Origin of the sequence: Corynebacterium sp. KPL1995 (genome assembly GCF_000477935.1) — a bacterium.
Classification (GTDB): Bacteria; Actinomycetota; Actinomycetes; order Mycobacteriales; family Mycobacteriaceae; genus Corynebacterium; species Corynebacterium pseudodiphtheriticum.
Genome location: NZ_KI515715.1, coordinates 305,597 through 325,713, shown reverse-complemented (window position 1 = coordinate 325,713; position 20,117 = coordinate 305,597). Strand labels below are relative to the sequence as shown.

The 20,117-nt window shown below is 58.2% G+C and carries 20 protein-coding genes; 15 read left to right on the top strand and 5 right to left on the bottom strand.

Annotated features, from left to right (window positions below; all coding sequences use genetic code 11):
- Window positions 1–10: 10 nt before the first annotated feature.
- Both HMPREF1292_RS01470 and HMPREF1292_RS01465 read right to left on the bottom strand, forming a co-directional pair.
- On the bottom strand, window positions 11–1,408 hold the full coding sequence (locus HMPREF1292_RS01470; RefSeq protein WP_023018426.1) for a M20/M25/M40 family metallo-hydrolase: 1,398 nt from the start codon (window positions 1,406–1,408) through the stop codon (window positions 11–13).
- 25 nt (window positions 1,409–1,433) lie between these two features.
- The gene (locus HMPREF1292_RS01465; protein ID WP_023018425.1) at window positions 1,434–2,924 is read right to left on the bottom strand and encodes a M20/M25/M40 family metallo-hydrolase; all 1,491 of its coding nucleotides are present in this window, start codon (window positions 2,922–2,924) and stop codon (window positions 1,434–1,436) included.
- A 357-nt stretch (window positions 2,925–3,281) separates the two neighbouring features.
- Here HMPREF1292_RS01465 and groL point away from each other — a divergent pair, with 357 nt between their 5' ends.
- The 4 genes from groL to ppk2 all read left to right on the top strand — a co-directional run bounded on the left by groL (window position 3,282) and on the right by ppk2 (window position 6,961).
- Complete coding sequence (gene groL, locus HMPREF1292_RS01460; protein WP_023018424.1) at window positions 3,282–4,928, top strand: chaperonin GroEL; 1,647 nt, start codon at window positions 3,282–3,284, stop codon at window positions 4,926–4,928.
- 570 nt (window positions 4,929–5,498) lie between these two features.
- Entirely contained in the window at window positions 5,499–5,696 is a 198-nt protein-coding gene (locus tag HMPREF1292_RS01455) for a hypothetical protein (RefSeq protein ID WP_023018423.1), read from the top strand.
- 85 nt (window positions 5,697–5,781) lie between these two features.
- Window positions 5,782–5,904, top strand: a complete 123-nt coding sequence (locus tag HMPREF1292_RS11465) for a hypothetical protein (protein WP_023018422.1) — start codon at window positions 5,782–5,784, stop codon at window positions 5,902–5,904.
- A gap of 157 nt (window positions 5,905–6,061) precedes the next feature.
- Window positions 6,062–6,961, top strand: coding sequence for a polyphosphate kinase 2 (gene ppk2, locus HMPREF1292_RS01450; RefSeq protein WP_021352022.1), 900 nt, complete (start codon window positions 6,062–6,064; stop codon window positions 6,959–6,961).
- 31 nt (window positions 6,962–6,992) lie between these two features.
- On the opposite strand, the gene HMPREF1292_RS01445 is transcribed toward ppk2, so the two are convergent.
- The 3 genes from HMPREF1292_RS01445 to HMPREF1292_RS01435 all read right to left on the bottom strand — a co-directional run bounded on the left by HMPREF1292_RS01445 (window position 6,993) and on the right by HMPREF1292_RS01435 (window position 9,027).
- Window positions 6,993–7,319, bottom strand: coding sequence for a rhodanese-like domain-containing protein (locus tag HMPREF1292_RS01445; protein WP_023018421.1), 327 nt, complete (start codon window positions 7,317–7,319; stop codon window positions 6,993–6,995).
- Between the two features lie 203 nt (window positions 7,320–7,522).
- The gene (locus HMPREF1292_RS01440; protein ID WP_023018420.1) at window positions 7,523–8,335 is read right to left on the bottom strand and encodes a hypothetical protein; all 813 of its coding nucleotides are present in this window, start codon (window positions 8,333–8,335) and stop codon (window positions 7,523–7,525) included.
- Between the two features lie 215 nt (window positions 8,336–8,550).
- Window positions 8,551–9,027: an inorganic diphosphatase gene (locus HMPREF1292_RS01435; RefSeq protein ID WP_018120783.1), complete on the bottom strand. Its 477-nt coding sequence runs from the start codon at window positions 9,025–9,027 to the stop codon at window positions 8,551–8,553.
- A 174-nt stretch (window positions 9,028–9,201) separates the two neighbouring features.
- Between HMPREF1292_RS01435 and dacB the strand changes: the two genes are divergently transcribed.
- The 11 genes from dacB to HMPREF1292_RS01380 all read left to right on the top strand — a co-directional run bounded on the left by dacB (window position 9,202) and on the right by HMPREF1292_RS01380 (window position 20,114).
- Complete coding sequence (gene dacB, locus HMPREF1292_RS01430; RefSeq protein WP_023018419.1) at window positions 9,202–10,521, top strand: D-alanyl-D-alanine carboxypeptidase/D-alanyl-D-alanine-endopeptidase; 1,320 nt, start codon at window positions 9,202–9,204, stop codon at window positions 10,519–10,521.
- 12 nt (window positions 10,522–10,533) lie between these two features.
- On the top strand, window positions 10,534–11,796 hold the full coding sequence (gene tilS / locus HMPREF1292_RS01425) for a tRNA lysidine(34) synthetase TilS (protein ID WP_023018418.1): 1,263 nt from the start codon (window positions 10,534–10,536) through the stop codon (window positions 11,794–11,796).
- 84 nt (window positions 11,797–11,880) lie between these two features.
- Window positions 11,881–12,492 carry a hypoxanthine phosphoribosyltransferase gene (gene hpt / locus HMPREF1292_RS01420; RefSeq protein WP_021352027.1) on the top strand — a complete coding sequence of 204 codons (612 nt, stop codon included), beginning with the start codon at window positions 11,881–11,883 and terminating at the stop codon, window positions 12,490–12,492.
- Between the two features lie 49 nt (window positions 12,493–12,541).
- A complete protein-coding gene (ftsH, locus tag HMPREF1292_RS01415) occupies window positions 12,542–14,881 on the top strand; it encodes an ATP-dependent zinc metalloprotease FtsH (protein ID WP_023018417.1) in 2,340 nt (779 codons plus the stop codon).
- Window positions 14,874–15,470, top strand: a complete 597-nt coding sequence (folE, locus tag HMPREF1292_RS01410; RefSeq protein WP_023018416.1) for a GTP cyclohydrolase I FolE — start codon at window positions 14,874–14,876, stop codon at window positions 15,468–15,470. Before ftsH ends, folE begins: the two co-directional genes overlap by 8 nt.
- Before the next feature lie 120 nt (window positions 15,471–15,590).
- Window positions 15,591–16,394, top strand: a complete 804-nt coding sequence (gene folP, locus HMPREF1292_RS01405) for a dihydropteroate synthase (RefSeq protein ID WP_051137418.1) — start codon at window positions 15,591–15,593, stop codon at window positions 16,392–16,394.
- 108 nt (window positions 16,395–16,502) lie between these two features.
- Window positions 16,503–16,853 carry a dihydroneopterin aldolase gene (gene folB / locus HMPREF1292_RS01400; RefSeq protein WP_021352466.1) on the top strand — a complete coding sequence of 117 codons (351 nt, stop codon included), beginning with the start codon at window positions 16,503–16,505 and terminating at the stop codon, window positions 16,851–16,853.
- A gap of 2 nt (window positions 16,854–16,855) precedes the next feature.
- Complete coding sequence (gene folK / locus HMPREF1292_RS01395) at window positions 16,856–17,374, top strand: 2-amino-4-hydroxy-6-hydroxymethyldihydropteridine diphosphokinase (protein ID WP_034645443.1); 519 nt, start codon at window positions 16,856–16,858, stop codon at window positions 17,372–17,374.
- A 7-nt stretch (window positions 17,375–17,381) separates the two neighbouring features.
- A complete protein-coding gene (locus HMPREF1292_RS01390; RefSeq protein WP_021352464.1) occupies window positions 17,382–17,843 on the top strand; it encodes a DUF3180 domain-containing protein in 462 nt (153 codons plus the stop codon).
- Window positions 17,844–17,857: 14 nt separating this feature from the next.
- The gene (locus tag HMPREF1292_RS10320) at window positions 17,858–19,123 is read left to right on the top strand and encodes a DUF6779 domain-containing protein (protein WP_023018413.1); all 1,266 of its coding nucleotides are present in this window, start codon (window positions 17,858–17,860) and stop codon (window positions 19,121–19,123) included.
- Window positions 19,124–19,223: 100 nt separating this feature from the next.
- Entirely contained in the window at window positions 19,224–20,114 is an 891-nt protein-coding gene (locus HMPREF1292_RS01380) for a pantoate--beta-alanine ligase (protein WP_023018412.1), read from the top strand.
- The last annotated feature ends 3 nt before the right edge of the window (window positions 20,115–20,117 follow it).

Genomic DNA, 20,117 nt, shown 5'->3' with positions numbered 1-20,117 from the left:
TTTTTCAAGCTTAGCGGAAATGGAGACGCGTCAGCAGCAGTGCTTCTGCAAAAGCCAAGCGTTCAATCTCTTCCGGATCCACGGATTCGTTGCTTGAGTGAATAGCCGAAGCCGATTCCGCTACCCCATAGAGCCCAAACTCGGCGTTCGGGAATTTTTCTGCCAATTTCACCGTCAACGGGATTGAGCCACCCGTGCCGATCATTTCGGTGTCTTGCTCGTAGGCCTGCGAGATGCAATCGCTGAGCAACCCAAACAGAGGGCCGGAGGTATCGGCGGCAAAAGATGGATTCGCCGAGGTGATATCAACATCGATGTGCGCGCCCCAGCTGATGTGCGCGCGTAAGTGTTCCGCGACCTTTTCTGCGGCGTCTGCCGTATCAACCCCTGGCGGTACCCGTAGGTTGAGCTGCGCCGAGGCAGTGGCAGGTACGGCGTTGATGGCTTCTTCTACCGGGGTAGAACTAAAACCGGTGATGGTAACCGCCGGGCGGGCCCACACCAGATCCGCCATCTCGTCGTCACCAGCGCCCAGCATGTCGACGCCATCGAGCAGACCAGCGGCATCGCGCGCTGCGTCATCTTCGGCCGGATATGGGCTGCCTTCCCAATGACGATGTTGCCCCAAGCCGTTGACGGCGACTTGCCCGTCGTCGTCATGCAGCGTGGCCAGCACCCGCACCAGCGCGGCCACCGCATCCGGAGCCGCGCCGCCGAATTGCCCGGAATGCACTGGTGCTTCCAGGGTGTTCACCGTGACGGTCAGCTGCCCACCGCCACGCAGGCTGGTGGTGAGCGTCGGCAAGCCAGCTTGGCCAGAGGCAGTATCGGCGATGCAGATTAGGTCGGCGTCGAAAAGCTCCGGGCGGTCGTCGACAAGATCTTTCAGCCCCTGCCCGCCGCGTTCCTCAGAGCCTTCACAAACCAGGATGATGCCGGCATCGCAGCCGCCGGTGGCATCAACCGCGCGGATGGCAGCCAGGTGCATCAGCACGTTACCTTTGCAATCCGCCGACCCGCGCCCGTACCAGCGCCCGTCACGCTCGGTGAGAATGAACGGATCAGACTGCCACTCTTCCGGGGTGGAAATATCGACGACGTCGTGGTGGCAATACAACAGCACCGTCGGGGCATTGTTCTTGGCGGCGCGCTTGCCGACGACTGCCGGCGAGCCGTCGCTGGTGGTGATGATTTCGGTGGCCAGGCCGCGCTCCACCATGAGATCGCGGATCATCCGGGCCGAGCGAGCCATGTCTTTGGCGTGGTCGTCATTGAGTGCGAGGGAAGGGATCGCACACAGCTGAGCGAGGTCACCGAAGATGCGTTGCCGTTGGCCACCAATGTGATGGCGCAAAGCGTGCTCCAGGTGGTCGTGATTTGGGTTCGAAGGGTCGTGGTAACTGGACACGATGTAATCCTTGTGATCTTTTTGTTTAATTTTGCGCTGATTCCTGTGCTTGATCTTGTGCCTGTGACTGCGCCCGTGCTTGTGCTTGTGCTTGTGCGCTGAAGCGGGTGATAAACAGCGCTTCCGTGGTAGCCAGGCGAATGATTTCTTCCGGGTCCACGGACTCATCTGGCGAATGGATGGTGGTTTGCGGCTCGCACAGGCCGTAGACGGCGATATCGGCATCTGGGTTGGCCTCGGCCAAAGCAGTGGTCAGCGGAATCGATGCACCGTTGCCGGTATTCCGCACCTCTGCACCAAAAGCGGTAGCCATGGCAGCTTGGAAAGTCTCGAAGGCCTCGGATTCCGTGCTGGTGGAAAACGGGCTGAAGACGTCTTCTGCCGTGACCTCAATCTGGGCGTCGAAAGGCACCGCATCGCGGATCTGCTGGGCGGCAGCCTCGACGACGTCCTGGGTATCCAGGTGGAATGGCACGCGCAGATTCACCACGGCTTCGGCGTGGTGGGTGACAGCATTGACGACGTCGCTGGTGGGGCGTGAGCTGAACGCGGTGACCGTCGCGGCTGGTCGAGCCCACAGCTGGGCTGCGATTTCTTCGTCCGTACCTTGGCCGTGCAGGCCGACGCCGTCGAGCACGCCCGCATCAGAACGGAAGGTGCCTGCGTCGTAGCTGGCGCCTTCCCAGTGCCACTTCGCATCCCCGGTTGGTTCGAAACCACGGATGACGGTGTGGCCGTTGTCGTCGAAAAGCGAATTCAGTGCGCGCATCAGAGCCAAGGTGGCGTCGGGAGCCACGCCACCGAACAAACCGGAATGCACCGGGGCGCGCAGCGTGTCGACGGCTACCTTCAGCTGTGCACCTCCGCGCAGTGCAGTGGTGATGGTCGGGGTACCGGCGGCGACGTTGCCACCATCGGCGATGAGCATGACATCAGCTTGGAACAGCTCCGGGCGCTGCTTAATCAGCTTGTCTAGGCCTTCGCCGCCTTGTTCTTCTGAGCCTTCCACTAACACCCGCAGGTTGATGCCCAGGTTTTTCAGTCCCACGGTGTCGTCGACTGCGCGCAGTCCGGCCAAATGCATGGCTAACGAGCCCTTGCAATCGGCGGCGCCACGGGCATACCAGCGGCCGTCGCGCTCAGTGAGGGTGAACGGATCTGCAGTCCATTCGGCCGGGTCACCGGCCAGAACGACGTCGTAATGTGAATACAACAAAACGGTGGGGGCGCCGTCGATTTTTGGGGTGGAAGCCAAGTAGGTGGTCGAGCCGTCGGAAGTTTGGATGGCGCTGACCTCCAGCCCGGCGTCGACAAGCGCGGCATCGACCCAGTTGCCGGCGTTGGTGTGCTCTTGTTTCAATTCCGCATTGTCTGGCAAGTACACGGAATTAAAGGCAATGATTTCGGACAACTGCGAAAAGATCTCCGCGCGTTGGCCCCGGATATGTTCTGCGAGGGCGGTTTCGGTCTCGTTTGCCTGTGCAGCAGCCTTAGTTTCAGTGCTAGTTGTATTCATGCCCGCTAACCTAGCAGGAATTTCTGGGCAGGAATTCCGGGATTGCTGTGTGAATGCGGGAAAAGAAAATGTGAGAGAGGAACCTGTGAACGGCAGCCGCGTAGGCAATGGCATCGGCAACGGCATGGGCAGCCGTGGTCATAGGTAGCCATGGGTAAGCGCAAACCTTGCACTCGCCGGGTCCGAGTGCCAGAATGGTTGCTAGCACTTCCGGTAGTGGAGTGCTAAACCACTACTAATAGACCTATCACGCAGGTGAGAATGGTGCACACTCACACCATTCGTGCCGTCGCGGGCGCCTGGCGTGATCGTTACCGTGAGTGTTGTCCTTCACCAATAACAAGGAGCACATAACACATGGCAAAGCAGATCGCTTTTGACGAAGAAGCACGCCGTGGCCTAGAACGCGGCCTGAACACCCTGGCCGACGCCGTCAAGGTCACTCTGGGACCAAAGGGACGCAACGTCGTTTTGGAAAAGTCCTGGGGCGCGCCGACGATCACCAACGATGGTGTCTCGATCGCTCGCGAAATTGAGCTGGATGAACCTTATGAAAAGATCGGCGCAGAGCTGGTCAAGGAAGTAGCCAAGAAGACTGACGACGTCGCCGGTGACGGCACGACCACCGCTACAGTGTTGGCGCAGTCGCTGGTGAAAGAAGGCCTGCGCAACGTTGCTGCTGGTTCCAACCCAATGGGAATCAAGCGCGGCATCGAAACCGCTACCAAGGCGGTTGTGGAACGTCTGCTGGAATCCGCCAAGGAAGTAGAAACCCAGGAGCAGATCGCGACCACCGCGGGGATTTCCGCAGCGGACCCTGCCATCGGCGAAAAGATCGCCGAAGCCATGTACACCGTGGGCAACGGCCAGGTGAACAAGGATTCCGTTATTACCGTCGAAGAATCCAACACCTTTGGCGTGGACCTTGAGGTCACCGAAGGTATGCGCTTCGATAAGGGCTATATCTCCGGTTACTTCGCTACCGACGTAGAGCGTGGCGAAGCTGTGCTGGAAGACCCATACATCCTGCTGGTTTCTGGCAAGATCTCTAATATTAAGGAATTGGTTGGCCTGCTGGAAAAGGTCATGCAGTCCAACAAACCACTGCTAATCATCGCCGAGGACGTTGAGGGTGAAGCTCTGTCCACGCTGGTCGTGAACAAGATCCGCGGCACCTTCAAGTCTGTGGCTGTGAAGGCACCAGGCTTCGGCGACCGTCGGAAAGCCACCCTGCAGGACATGGCTATCCTGACCGGCGGCCAGGTTATCTCCGAAGAGGTCGGACTGTCCCTGGAGACTGCCGACATTGCTCAGTTGGGTACCGCACGGAAGGTTGTCGTCACCAAGGACGAGACCACCATCGTGCAGGGTGCTGGTGAGCAGGCACAGATCAACGGCCGCATTAAGCAGATCCGCGCGGAAATCGAGAACTCCGATTCCGATTACGACCGGGAGAAGTTGCAAGAGCGTCTGGCGAAGCTGTCCGGCGGCGTTGCCGTGCTGAAGGTCGGTGCTGCTACCGAGGTTGAGCTCAAGGAGCGTAAGCACCGTATCGAGGATGCTGTGCGTAACGCTAAAGCTGCCGTCGACGAAGGTATCGTTGCTGGTGGTGGCGTCGCCCTGCTGCAGGCTGCCTCTGCACTGGATGCGCTGGACCTGACTGGCGACGAAGCAATTGGCGCCAAGATCGTCCGCGAAGCACTGTCTGCGCCACTGAAGCAGATCGCCTACAACTCCGGCCTGGAGCCAGGCGTGGTAGCGGATAAGGTTTCCCGCCTGAACCCAGGCGAGGGCCTGAACGCCGCTACCGGTGAGTATGTAGACCTGATGGCTGCTGGTATTAACGACCCAGTCAAGGTCACTCGCTCGGCTCTGCAGAACGCTGCGTCGATCGCAGCTCTGTTCTTGACCACCGAGGCTGTGGTTGCGGACAAGCCAGAACCAGCAGGTGCTGACGCTGCTGCTGGCGCTGACCCAATGGGTGGCATGGGCGGCATGATGTAAAACAGTCGCTGTTTAGGCTGGCAACGAGCTAACGGAGTTACCGCACCCCGGGCACGTTGTGTTTTTGGGGTGTTGTTGCAGTCGAAATCGCGTAGGCGCCGTTTCCTGGGGAATCCAGGGAGCGGCGTTTTTGCGTGTCGGTTGGGTTTTGGATATCGGTTGGGTTTTTGGATCCTAGGGGGTGCGTCACTGCCACCCCACCCATAATGGGGTAAGTCACAAGAAGTTAACGTTTGGTCGGAAAGCACTCGGGTTTATGATTTGGAACGTAAAGTGCTTGCGGTTGCTTGCTGGAAAGTTTCTGAAAATTGAATAAAATAGGCCTGTGGGCTGGGGTTTTGTTTTGGTTAGCGTTTCCTAGCGTTGTGGAGGTGTCGCTGGTTGTTGTGCAAATAAGCAGAGAAGGAAAAACTAATGGGTACAACACCTTTTTTGGGGGCCGTATAACCTGATCTGAAGCTTGACAATTTATCATTCTGTGACACAATGATTCTCATGACGCTCTGGGGCGTCGGGAAATTGAACATCCACCCCTGGGATTGCCGGGGAAATTCTCATGAGGAGAAATTCATGAACGTTGAAATGATTCAGGATCAGCTGAACAACGCAGTTACCTTCTTCAAGGCTTTCGAGAACATCAGCAAGGGCTTGGAATTCTTCTACACCCCACGGGCTGAAGGCAAAGAAGCTACCGGTATCTATGGAGCTATCAAGGGTGCCTTTGAGCCACTGAGCTCCAGCTCCTCGACCGCTCCAGCTGCTAAGTAATCATCTCACGGCCAAGCTGCCGGTAATTCTTGTGAGTGATTAACCATCACTCATTTCACTTCATATTTCTTCCAAGGAGATAAACATGAACACTCTTGTAGAGACTTCCTCCAACTTCGTTGAGATGTCCGTTAACTTCAAGGACATCTTCGGCGCTTTCAAGAACATCGTTGAAGGCTTCGAGGGCCTGGCGAAGCTGGCTAAGTAATCCCACAGGCTAGATAGCCACCAGGGTTAAGCTCTCTCTCCTATCCGGAGGGGGAGCTTTTTGCATGCCAGAGAAATTTGCAGTGAACAATGTGTAAAGACTTAGTGTTTATCCCAACACTTGCGACAGAAAACACACAGCGGGCTAGACTGGCACCATGGCAGCCGACATTGAAGACGATCTCCCCACCATCGACCTCGCAGAAACCGACGGCTACATCGTCGATGACTCCGACGAAGACGATCCCTCACTGATCACCCCCAGCGGCGAACCCGTCGACACGTGGCGGGAAAACTATCCGTATGACGAGCGCATGACGCGCGAAGAATACGAACGCACGAAACGCGCACTGCAGATCGAACTGCTGAAATTCCAAAATTGGACCAAAGAAACCGGCCAGCGCCACATCATCCTTTTCGAAGGCCGCGACGCCGCAGGTAAAGGCGGAACGATCAAACGCTTCAACGAGCACCTCAACCCCCGCGGCGCACGCACCGTCGCGCTCGAGAAGCCGTCGCCACGCGAATCCACCTCCTGGTACTTCCAGCGCTATATCCAACACTTCCCAGCCGGCGGCGAGATGGTATTTTTCGACCGATCTTGGTACAACCGCTCCGGCGTCGAACGTGTCATGGGCTTTTGCACCGAATCTCAACATGCCGAATTTCTGCGCGAAGTTCCGATGCTGGAAAACATGATCTTAGGATCCGGAATTTCACTGACGAAGTTCTGGTTCTCGGTGACGAAAAAAGAGCAGCGCACCCGGTTTGCCATCCGGCAAATTGACCCGGTGCGCCAATGGAAACTCTCGCCGATGGACTTGGCTTCCCTGGACAAATGGGATGATTACACCAACGCCAAGGAAGAACAATTCCGTTACACAGACACCGAAGAATCGCCCTGGATCACCATAAAATCTAACGATAAAAAGCGCGGGCGCATCAACGCCATGCGGTATCTGCTCTCCAAATTCGAATACACGAACAAAGACCACGACGTGGTCGGCGAACCAGACCCGCTGATCGTTCAACGCGGCCGCGATCAAATCGGGGATTAGCGAAGCGCCAGGGCGCCGACGCGGGAAAAATCTAACGTTCCATAGGAAGCTCGGCTTTTTTCCAGGCGAGCGTACCGCCAGCAACACTATGGGCAGTGGCACCGGTTGCCTGCGTTAGGTATTCGCAGGCCTTGGCAGAACGGCCACCGGACTTACAAATGATGTAGACATCCTGGTCAGTGTTGATTTGGCTGGCAAACTCTGCGAACTCGCTCAAAGGAAAGTTCACCGTGCCGATGGCATGCCCCGCGGCATATTCGTCGCGTTCACGCACATCGATAAATTGCGCGTTGGCAGGAACCTCGTGCACAGAAACTTCGTTGACAGTTACTTCTTGCTTGTTGCCTTCGTTGCTCATGACACCAGCCTAGTGTGAAAAACTTGTTTTCGCGGTGCAACCGTGCGGTTACCGCCGGGTGCAGGTACCGGGCGCGGATTGGTGGTGCGGACGGTTGCCACTGCGGGTGGTATGGCGGTGCACGTGGCGGGCACCGCGGGTGGTCCGGTGGTGCGGGCGGTTGCCACTGCGGGTGGCCTGGCAGTGTTCGAGCCCGCGCCGGCTCAGTCCCACAACCGATGCCACAACCATGGTGGGCGCGCAAACGGGCGCTTGCGCTTGGCAATGGCCCGCACATGTTCCGCCACGAACTTCGGGTAATGGCTAATCGTCGTCGCAGTGTAATGCAGCGGCATCCATCCGCGATGGACGGCATCGTTGAGTTTGTGGCGGTCCAACTCAAACTGGCGGCGGTTTTCCGCATGGTGATAGGCAAAGCCGTCGACTTCGATGGCGATTTTGTAGTCCTCGAGTACCAGATCCCAGTGGTAAGGGCCGATCTTTACGTTATTTCGGACTGTGAAATACTGCTCTAAGGCGCGAGTGAGTTGACGTTCCGGCACGCTATCGGTGCCGATAATAGCGTCATCGAGAGCGCGTTTTACCTGGTTCGGGAAACGCCGGAATTCCTGTTTGTGCGCGTGCAATCTCCGGCGCCCGTCCTTGCCGGAGTAAAAGGCTTCCAGGAAGGCGACGGCGTCGTCATGCGGCATTGCTTCCACGGCTTGTAACGGGTTGCAAATATTGACGCCGTCCCAGGTGAGCGCACCTTTCGGGAGGGCGCGTCGAGACCTAAAATAGCTGCTTGCGGGCAGCGACGATTCACGCAGGAACTCCAACGGGAAACTCAACGGTTGGTCGAGGTGTTTGCAGGCAGCCGACGCGCCGTCGAGTGCGCAGTCCGGCCACTGTTCGCTCATGATGCGCGCGAGTTGTTCCGGCGTGGGCTTGCCAGACAAGTAAAGCCCGTTGGCGATGCGGATCGCGCCGTGCCGTGCCGCTTTTTGGCCGGCATTCCTCCCCCGAAAAATGTGCACTCGTATTCCCCCGAAAGCTTGTGAATTTGTGTTTTTGGTGCATTTTTACAAATAGTGGGCCTGAAACCTCCGATTTTCGCGGCCTATTTGTAAAAATGCACCAAACTCACGAATCAGGCCGCACGAAACGCACGAGCCGCACCCCACACGCCCCCCCCCGAAGCACGCTCACGCGCGGCTCGCACCACCCCATGCTGGCTACAACAAGCTACAACCTAGCCCTTGTAACGCTCCAGCGCCTCAGCGTGGATCTTTTCTGCCTCAGCCTTGTCGCCCCAACCGGAACCGGTGACTTCCTTGTTTGGCTCCAGGTCCTTGTAACGGGTGAAGAAGTGCTCGATCTCGTCCTTGGTGTGCTGGTCGACGTCGTCAATGTCCTGGATGTGCGCCCAACGTGGGTCGTCGACCACGGCCAGCAGTTTGTCGTCGCCACCGGCTTCGTCGGTCATCTTGAATACGCCGACGATGCGCGATTCCACAACCACGCCCGGGAACACTGGCTCTGGCAGGATGACCAGCGCATCCAACGGGTCGCCGTCTTCGCCGAGGGTGTGGTCGATGAAGCCGTAGTCAGCCGGGTAGGCCATTGGGGTGAACAGGTAGCGGTCCAGGTAGACCTTGCCTGATTCGTGGTCGATCTCGTATTTGTTGCGGGAACCGCGTGGGATTTCAATGGTTACTTCAACGCTCATTGCATCCACCTTTCCTGGTGCGAGTTAGTGAGAATTCAACGGTCATCTTCAATCACTTCTGCAGCCGGCGTGCTTGCCAGCTGGCGGGGTCAGTGATTGCAGTCGTTTGCACAGTTTACCTGCCTTGGCCAGCCGGGCGGGTGTCGTGCGGTATCCGCGCTAGAATCGAACGCCATGAAAGTTTTCTGGTGGGTATCGGTAGTAGTCGCCGTCGTTGTTGTTGCTGCTACGGCGACGGTCGGTGTGGCTTACCACCAGGCTTATAGCGAGGTGGAATCGGCGCCGGCCTATGAGCTCGCCCCTGCGGAGCTGCCGGTTACGCCCGTTGACCCTGCGCTTGCCGACGCCAACGGCAACGCCAGCCCTGCCGCTGGTTTTCAACCACCGGCGATTGCTGGTTCGGTGGGCGCGTCCGTGTTTGATTTAAACAGCCAGCACTTGGTTTATGAGCACAATGCACAGCAGCAGTTTGTGCCTGCTTCGTCTACGAAGGTACTCACCGCGACTGCTGCGTTGGCCACTATGGACCTGGATAAGCGCCTGCACACGGTGATTGAGCAGGACGGCGGGCGCGTGGTGATTCGTGCTGCCGGTGATGTGTGGCTGGATGATGCTGATTTGGATGCCGCTGCGGCGGTGATTGGCCAGGCCGATTCCGTGGAGATCGACACCAGTTTGTGGGATGGGCCCACGCAGGCGGAGGGTTGGGATCCGGCGAATGTTGCCGAAGGTTATATTGCCCCGATGGAACCAGCCATGTTGCATGGAGCACGCATTGGGGCGACTACCGGTGACGTGCCGCGTTCAACCTCCCCGGCGTTTGACGTTGCCCAGGCGTTGGCGGATCGGGTTGGGGCAACCCAGGTGGGCATTCACGACGGCGCGCCGTCGATGCCGGAGGTTGCCGTGATGAAATCACCGATCTTGCGCGAGCGGCTGGAGTTGATGATTAAGCACTCCGATAACGTCATGGCAGAGGCCATCGGCCGCGAAATAGCCATTGCTCGTGGTAAACAACCGGCGACGTTTGCGGATGCTACCTCTGCTACTTTGCAGGTTTTGAGTGAAATTGGCGTGGATGTCACAGGTGCAGCTCTGCGGGATAATTCTGGTTTGTCTTCGGATAATCGCTTGACCCCGGCGACGTTGCTGCAGTGTTTGCAGGTGGCGGCCCGTGGTTCGGGTGCGGATGCGGCCGAAACTACCGACGCTGCAGCTGCGGATTCTGGAAGCGTTGGGGATTTACGTAGTTTGTTGGATTTGCTTCCCGTCGCTGGTGGTGATGGCACGCTGGACGATCGTTACGCTGAACTTTCTGCACGTGGTTATGCGCGGGCAAAAACCGGCACTTTGACTGATACTTCGGCGCTGGTGGGTATTGTCACAGGAAAGTCTGGGCATACTTATGCCTACAGTTTGTTGGTGAATGATGCCCCCATTTTGCCTGCTCGGGCGCAATTGGATGAATTCGTTTCTGCTTTGCGTGAGCATTAGGTGGGGGAGAATATGCGTGACGACGGCACAGGACTGGACGACGGCACAGGACTGGACGACCGTGCAAGACTGGACAACGCCACAGGTTCGGACGACGGCACAGGTTCGGACGACGGTACAAGATTGGATGGCAGAGTTGCGCCTTTTTGGCCTAGGCGGTCTCCGCATTTTCTGCAGGTGCGCACTGCGCTGCGGGGTGCTGTTCAGCGCTGGAGGGACGAGCACGGGGGAAACAAACACTGGGCGGATAAACACGGCACGGACGAGCGCTGGGCGGAAGAGCACGGGGGCGCCAAGTTTGTCATCGCAGTCAGCGGCGGTCCCGATTCGCTGGCTTTAGCGGCCGCCGCGGCGGCTGAAAAACTCCCGGCACACGTCGTGAGTATTGATCACGGCTTGCAGGACGGCTCCCGCGCGGTCAGCGAAGGTGCCATTGGCCAGGTTGGTCAGTGGGGTCTGAGCGGGCAAGTGATTTCTGTGCGCGTGGTCGGCGAACCGTTGGAAGCCGCCGCACGTCATGCTCGCTATCAGGCTTTGGGCGATCTCGCAGGCGACCGCCCGATTTTGCTGGCGCATACTGGCGATGACCAAGCAGAAACATTGCTGCTCGGCTTGCTGCGTGGCAAGGCTAGCGCAATGGGTGAGGTGTCTGATTATCAAGGGCACACGTTGCTGCGCCCGCTGCTGGGTATCCGCCGTGCCCACACGGTTGGTGCGTGTCGGGAACTCGGGGTTGCTGCGTGGAATGATCCGCACAACACTGACGAGGCTTTTCGTCGCGTCGCTATTCGTCGGCAAGTGCTTCCGTTGTTGGATCAGATTATCGGCGGCGATGCCACGGCTCCGTTGGTGCGTGCAGCCGAGTTGTTGCGGCAGGACGACGACTACTTGCACACACTTACGCCGAAGCTCGAACGTTCAACGGCTGCCACAGAGCAATGCACTGAGCCAGCTACGCAACCAGCTGAGCCCTCCACGCAGCCAGCCACTAAGCCCTCCACGGAGCCAGCCACGCAGCAACCGCCGGCTCTGGAAATCGCCGAGCTAGGCCCTCCACCACTGGCGCGCCGGGCTATCGCGAATTTTTTGCAGCAGCATGGGGCGCGAGTCAGCGCGAGCACATTAGAGGCTAGTATTGCGTTCATCCATGACTGGCATGGGCAAGGTGCTGTTTCTGTTGGCAACGGGTTGGAACTGGCACGCCAAGCTGGCAAACTGGTGCTATTACACAGCTCGCTTGGCGACGACAGCCAGCCGTCGGCAAGCAGTACGTGATACAACAACTTCATGAAAGCCACAGCGCTTCCCGCGCTAGGCGCTTAACACGCTCAACCGCACAGCCTCACCGAAAGGCCAACCATGGCAGATCACACTCACACCACGGTGGAAAAATCCGTCGACGATAAATTCTACGACGTCCCGGAAAATCGCTACGGCCGCGATGTTGAATCGGTGCTGATCAGCGAAGAAGAAATCAAGCAACGCATCAAGGCACTGGCGGACAAGGTGTCCAAAGACTACGCGGGCAACGATTTGCTGCTGGTGTGCGTGTTGAAGGGCGCAGCGGTGTTCTTGACCGATTTCGCCCGTGAGCTTTCCATCCCGAGTGAGATGGAATTTATGGCGGTGTCCTCCTACGGCAACTCGACGACGTCGTCTGGCGTGGTGCGGATCTTGAAAGATCTGGATCGCGACATTGAAGGCAAGGACGTGTTGATCGTCGAGGACATCATCGATTCTGGCTTGACGCTGTCCTGGCTGGTGCGCAACCTGCGTAACCGGAACCCGAAGTCGCTGAACGTGATCACACTGTTGCGCAAGCCGGAGGTCGTCACCGCGAAGTTGGATCTGTACGACGTGGGTTTCGACATCCCGAACGAATTTGTCATCGGTTACGGACTGGATTACGCGGAAAGCTACCGCGACTTGCCTTATGTTGGCACGCTGCACCCGGACGTTTATTCGTCGTAATCGCACCTGGCACACCATTGTCATTGTGTACTGCTCGTAAATAGGATTCATGAAAAACAAACGCATTATTCAAATCGGAGCCGGCGCGGCCGTGCTTTTGATGCTGTTGTTCACCGTTACTCGGCTGAGCGACGATACCCGTCACTTCCTCGATGTGGAGACTTCGCTTGCGCTGGAGCAGCTGCAGGACGAAAACGTCGAGAAGGCACAGATCGACGACCGTGAGCAAACGCTGCGCCTGGAGCTGCGCGAGCCGATCACTGTGGACGAGCAAGAAGGCGTCGATTCCGTCATTGCCCAGTACCCAGCACGTTCGGCCCCTGAGGTTTTTGGCGCGGTGCAAGACGGCAAAGTCGACGAATACGACACGAACGTCACCAGCGACAGCTTCTTGATGAGCATGCTTTCGTTCATGCTGCCGATGCTGCTGCTGTTTGGTCTGCTGTTTTTCTTCCTCACACGCATGCAAAAAGGCAGCATGTTGGGCATTGGCGGCAACAAGGCCAAAGAGCTCACCAAAGATATGCCCACCAACACTTTCCAGGATGTGGCGGGTGCCGACGAAGCCGTCGACGAGTTGCACGAGATCAAGGACTTCTTGGAAGACCCCACCCGCTACCACGAACTGGGGGCGAAGATCCCGCGCGGCGTGCTGCTGTATGGCCCGCCGGGCACCGGTAAAACCTTGCTGGCACGGGCTGTTGCTGGTGAGGCCGGGGTGCCGTTTTATACGATTTCGGGTTCGGATTTCGTGGAAATGTTCGTCGGCGTGGGTGCTTCCCGCGTGCGCGATTTGTTCAAAACTGCGAAAGAAAATTCGCCGTGCATCATCTTTATTGACGAGATTGACGCAGTGGGACGCCAGCGTGGCTCTGGCACCGGCGGCGGGCACGATGAGCGTGAGCAAACGTTGAACCAGATGTTGGTGGAGATGGATGGTTTCGGCGACCGCGAAGGCGTGATTCTGATCGCTGCGACTAACCGTCCGGATATTCTGGACCCGGCCTTGTTGCGCCCGGGCCGTTTCGACCGGCAGATTCCGGTAACCCCGCCGGATTTGAAGGGACGCGAGGCGATCCTGCGTGTGCACTCTGAAGGCAAACCGTTGGCTAAGCACGTCGACGTGACGCAGTTGGCCAAGCGTACCGCGGGCATGTCTGGTGCAGATTTGGCGAACGTGCTTAACGAGGCCGCGCTGCTGACCGCGCGTATCGGCGGCAACGTGATTACTGCCGATGCTTTGGAAGAAGCCACCGATCGCGTGGTGGGTGGGCCGCGTCGTTCCTCCAAGGTGATTTCCGAACATGAAAAGAAGGTCACCGCTTACCACGAAGGTGGCCATACGCTGGCTGCTTGGGCGTTGCGCGATATTGAGCGCGTGTACAAAGTGACCATCTTGGCACGTGGGCGCACTGGCGGGCATGCCATGACTGCCCAAGAAGACGACAAGGGCATGTACAACCGCGAAGAAATGTTCGCGCGCTTGGTTTTCGCCATGGGCGGACGCGCAGCGGAAGAGCTGGTGTTCGGCACCCCGACGACGGGCGCATCCAGCGATATTGAACAAGCAACCAAGATTGCTCGCGCCATGATCACCGAATATGGTTTCTCGCCGGCGCTGGGCACAGTGAAATATGGCGAAGAACAAGGCGATCCGTTCTCGGGGCGTGGCGGCGGTGGCACCTCGGGCTATTCCGAGCAGGTCGCGCAGACCATCGACCAGGAGCTGCAATTCCTGTTGGATAACGCGCACCGTAAGGCTTATTCGATTTTGTCTGAGCATCGCGGCTACCTGGATAAGCTCGCGTTGCAACTGCTGGAAAAAGAAACTTTGCGTCGGCCGGACCTGGAAGCCATTTTCGACGGCATCGACCCGCAGCGGGTCGACATCTTCGATACCGACGTGCGCTTCCCGCAGCAGGCTGGTTTCGAGCCGGTGAAAACCCCAGCGGAATTAGCAAAAGAGCGTGGTGAGGAACCGCCGAAGCGCTTGTCTTTGTTGGAGGCTTCGCTGCTGGCTCGTCAGCGTCGACAGCAAGCACAAGCACAAGCGCAAAAAGGTGGCAACGCCACCGGTGCAGGCGCGGGGTCTGGTGAGCATTCTGTTGAAGAAGGCGAGATCGGTTTGATCTTTGGCGAAAACAACGCCGTGGGTGTAACCGGCTTGCCGAAGCTGGAAGAACTCCAGGCGCTCGAGGAGCTAGAAGCTGCAGCGGATAAGCAAACCGAAAAGCAGACGGAAACGCCGGAGCAGAAGGCAGAGTCCAACACGGAGTCAGAGGATTCCGAGCAGAGCGGAAAGCACCGGAAAGCCGAACAAAACGAGACCGCACGCGGCACCGAGACGCGTAAGGAAAATCAACACAACGGGGAACACTACGATGACTAACGCTGAAACCACCGGCGCCTCCGGCAATTTTGATCAAGAACGCGCAGAAGCCGCCGTACGCGAGTTGTTAATTGCAGTTGGTGAAGATCCCGACCGCGAAGGCTTGCGCGATACTCCGGCTCGTGTTGCCCGCGCTTATAAGGAATCCTTTGCTGGCCTGCACGAAGACCCAACTTCTGTGTTGGAACGGACGTTCTCGGAGGATCACCAAGAACTAGTGTTGGTGCGCGATATTCCGATCTATTCCACTTGCGAACACCACCTTGTGCCGTTTTTCGGCACCGTGCACATTGGCTATATCCCTGGGCGCAACGGTGATGTCACCGGCTTGTCCAAGCTCGCGCGCCTGGCGGATTTATATGCGAAACGCCCGCAGGTACAAGAACGTTTGACCAGCCAAATTGCTGATGCGTTGATGGAAAAACTGCAGGCGCAATCTGTCATTGTCGTCATTGAGTGTGAACACCTCTGCATGGCGATGCGCGGGATTCGTAAGCCCGGTGCAGTGACCACAACTTCGGCGGTACGCGGCGGGTTCCGTGTGAACGCATCGTCGCGCGCAGAAGTGATGAGTCTTATTAGGAGTTAAACGGCGAATATGAATACCCCGGAGACCTCGCAAAATCTGGCCCAGCCTTCGCCGATCCGTCCGCCGGCGTTGGTACTGCCGAATAATCAAAAAGCTAGTCGCCGGGCTCGTTGCCAAATCATGGGCATTGTGAATGTCACTGATGATTCCTTTTCTGATGGCGGGCAGTACAACACCGTCGACCGCGCCGTCGAACATGCTCACCGGCTGATTCACCAGGGCGCTGACATCATTGATGTGGGGGGAGAATCCACGCGCCCAGGGGCCACGCGGGTAGATCCGGAGCAAGAAAGACAACGCATTACCCCGGTGATTCGGGAACTGGCTGCCGCGGGTATTGTGACCTCGATCGATACCATGCGCGCAGTCACCGCAGAAGCGGCCGTGGAGGCAGGCGTATCCATGATCAACGATGTTTCCGGTGGCATGGCGGACCCGCACATGTACCGCGTTATGGCGGAATCTGGGTTGCCGGTGTGCCTGATGCATTGGCAAACACTGCAATTTGGTGATGCCAGCGGCGAGCACGACGGTGACGTGGTCGCGGACGTGCACTCGAGCCTGGATCAGCTTGTCGACAATGCCCTGGAAGCCGGGGTAGCGGAGCACAATATTGCGCTGGACCCAGGGTTGGGGTTCGCGAAATCTGCCGAAGACAACTGGGCGCTGCTGCACTCGCTGCGCAGTTTTACCGACGGGCGGTTCCCCATTTTGGTGGGGGCTTCGCGTAAGCGCTTCCTCGCTGCTATTCGTGGGGCGCGCGGGCTGGAATCTGGCCTGCAGTTGGCGGATCCAGCCACAGCCGCTGTGACTGCACTTTCGGCGCAAGCCGGGGCATGGGCTGTGCGTGTGCACGAGGTTGCGGTATCGCGGGATTCCGTCGACGTGGCCTACGCCTGGCAGACTGGTGGCCAGAAAACCTAGATACGCAGAACTGCCAAAAATAAAACCGCCAAAAAGCAAAACACCGAAAAGTAACACCGTCAAAAAGTAAACGAGCAGCGAGCAGCAAAACGGGAAGGTAGCACTGGGATGGACCGGATCGAACTGAAAGGCGTGGAATGCTACGGCTACCACGGCGTGCTGGAAGAAGAGCGTCGGCACGGGCAAACTTTTTTTGTGGATTTGACGTGCTGGCTGGATTTTTCCCAGGCCACGCAGCTGGACGATACCGTCAATTACGCAGAGTTGGCGCAGCTGGCACACGATATTGTTACCGGTGAGCCGGAAGACTTGATCGAAACAGTTGCTTATCGCATCGCGAACCAGGCATTAGCTGACTATGAACAGCTCGCAGCCATCGAGGTCACCGTGCACAAGCCGGATGCCCCGATCCCGCTGCCGTTCCGGGATGTTGCCGTAGTAGCAAGGAAGCGCCGATGAGCATTACCGCAGTATTATCTATCGGTTCCAACATGGCGGATTCTCGCGAGCTGTTGGATTCTGTTTACCGTGATTTCGCTGAGCAAGAGCAGTTACTCACGGCCTCGTCGATTTACCGTACCCCGGCTTGGGGAGTAACAGACCAGCCGGATTTCCTGAATGCCATTTTGTTGGTCCAGGTCGACCAAACGCCGCTGGAGTTATTGCACCGCGGCCAGAAATTGGAAAATGCGGGCGGTCGAGTGCGGGTGCAAAAGTGGGGGCCGCGCACCCTGGACGTCGATATTATTGCCGCGTGGGAAGGTGCTGCGTCGGCTGCCACAGAAACCACGCACATCACCAGTGATACCGAGGAATTGCGCTTGCCGCACCCGTACGCTCATCAGCGTGCCTTTGTGCTGCAACCCTGGCTGGAGATTGATCCGGACGCTGTGCTGGGAGGTCGTCGGGTAGCGGAACTGGTAGAACAGCTTGCCGATGAAGACAAAGCCGGCATTACCCGTGGCGAGGCATTCCGGTGATCGGGCTATGAAAACCACCTCGATTCCATGGTTAGTAGCGAGCGGGGGATTCGCGGCTGCCTGTACCGCGATTGTCGCCTGGCAACTGTATGGTCGCCTGCCCGCGGTGCCACTGTTAGTTGCGGTGTCGTTGTGGGCGATGGTTTTGGTGTGCGTGATGCTGGGCCGTCGGGTGTCGAAATCCCGGGACGACCACGGCATTGGCCTGGACCGCAGCCAACTTGATCCGCTCACTGCCGCGCGTTACTTAGTTTTCGGGCAGGCTTCGGCCTGGACCGGCGCGATTCTGGGTGGGGGCTATGCCGGAATTGCGAGTTATGTGATCCCAAAATCTGGAGAATTGCTCGCCGCACGTGAGGACTTACCGGTGGTGGTTGCCGCGGCCTTGGGCGGTCTGGCGTTAGCTGCAGCCGGGGCCTATCTGGAGCGTGCCTGCCAAACCCCGATGCCACCGAAAGCAAGTTTTTAGCTAAAGTGAACCCCATGGAGCAGGAGAACTCGTCGAACACCGCTCATAGTGGACCTAGTCAGGTTGATCGTGGCCAAGTGGGCGTGATCGTGCTGATTGTGCTGGCGGTCATCGCGACCGTCGTTATGCTGCTGTCGAATTCCGAGGTGGCGCTGCGTCTGGCGCTGTTGGCGTCGTTGTGGTCTGCAGTCATTGGGTTTTTCCTGGTTACGCGTTACCGTCGGCAGGCGCAATCTGCTGAGCAGCGCGTGGCAGATCATGAGCGCTTTATGCGCCAACAGCAGGAATCGGCAGAAGGCGCAGTTTCTGGTCTTCCGGCGCAGCAAACGCGTGCCGACGGCAGCACCGGGGTTGATGCTGAGCGTTTTGAGGAAATGTGGGCGTCCATCCGCGCCGAGCTGACGGTGATTCGCACGCACCTGGAAGAGCTGCAGGAGCGCGAGTTCGGTTATGAGCCCGCTGCACTGCAGGCAGAGGCGCGCCGGATCCGGGAGTTGGAACAGCAGACTGACCGGGCTGGCTCTGAATTTGCTGGTTCTGAGTTTGCTAGTTCTGCGTTTTCCTACCAGCAGCCTGGTGGCCAATACAACGGTGGGGTTGGCTTCGCATCTGGTTCTGGTGTTCCGAGCCAGGACGCTATTGCCGGAAAATTGGGGAGCCAGCCGAGCCAGCCGCAGCCGAACCCGTTGTCTGCTCTGATTAGTGAGCGGGAGCAGGAAAAACGCCAGCAGCAGGCCCGCCAGAAGACTGCGAAGCAAGCATCTAAACCGGCACATAATCCGGCGGATCAGCAGGCAGAAAAACACAAGCCAGCTGCGAAGCCGCAAGCAAGTGCAGGGAAAGCTGCGAGTGTAGCGGCGGAGCCGAAGCGCAGTGCAGCCAAGCAGCACGACGCTGCGCGTACCTCAGATCCGGTTTTCGATACCTCTCGCTTCCACGCGGTGCGCTGGGATTCGGTCGGGGAAGAACGCAAGGAGAGCCCAAGCCAGAACACCAGTCAGAACACCAGTCAGAGAACGTCGGCAGCGAAATCCGAGCGGGAGCAGTCCGCGGCTACTAGCGCGCGTACTACCACTGCATCGACTAACACCGCGCGAACTACCACTGTGCGGGATGATTCCAACAAACAGGGCGCCGGTTCACACGCCGCACCACAGCAGCCCCAGGTGGCGGCTAATGAGCAGCGCAACGATGACGAATCGCGTACACGCCGTCGCCGCCGGGACGAAAACACCGGAGGTATTTCTGTGGCTGAATTGCTCAAGCGCTCTACGAAATAGGCCGGATAAGAAATAGCCTGGGCAAGAAAAAGGCCGGGTAAGAACTAGCCTTGGCGAAAAAATTAATCTCGGCAAGGAACAAACGACAGGTAGATCAGTTATGAGTTTTGCTTTCGGGCAAGCTACGCACTTTCACCTCGCGGATATCGCGAGGTTTTCGCGTGTCATGCAGAAAACTGGGAAATCTCTCCACCTGGTGGTGTTGGGCCAAGACATTCACGCGGGACACCGGATGTTGTTGCGTACCGCGCAGCAACTCGGCGTTGTGGTGGCGGCAGTTGAGCTGCCTCATGTTGACGCTGCCCCTGGCGCGAAGGCGCACGAAACAAACCAAGGAGCGCCATCCCGGCAGCTGAACCCGGAGCTCATGGATGTTTTGCGCGAAGCTGGCGTCGACGCCGTCGTCCCGTACACTCGTGAGCCTGGTGAAAAAAATAGTCTTTGGCCGCAGGGGCTGCGCACACAGATCACTCCGCCGGAAGGGCTCGAAGACAGCGCCGCATTGGCCGAGGCCTTGACTGTGCATTTGAGCTTGCTGCATGCCGTAGCCCCAGACAGCATCATTGCGGGGGAAAAAGATTATGAATTTTTGTTGCGTCTGCAGCAGGCAATAACTGACCTGCACCTGGCAGTAAAAGTGCAGGGGGTGCCGACGGTGCGCATGCCGGACGGCTTGGCGATGAGCTTGCGTAATACCGAAATTCCTGTGGAGCACAGAGAAAAAGCTGTGGCGCTATCGGCGGCGCTGACTGCCGGGGCGCATGTGGCGGAACGGGGAGCACAAGTCGTGCTCGAAACCGCGCAGGATGTGTTGGATGCCGCCGGGGTGCAGCCGGATTATCTGGAACTACGTGCCCGCGATTTCGGCCCGGCGCCTCAGGAAGGCGATGCGCGCTTGCTGGTGGCAGCAACTTTTGGTGGGGTGCGGCTGATCGACAACGTCGGCGTGCCTGTCGGGATTGGCTTCCGTAACTTGGATGGGGATAACTAGCCA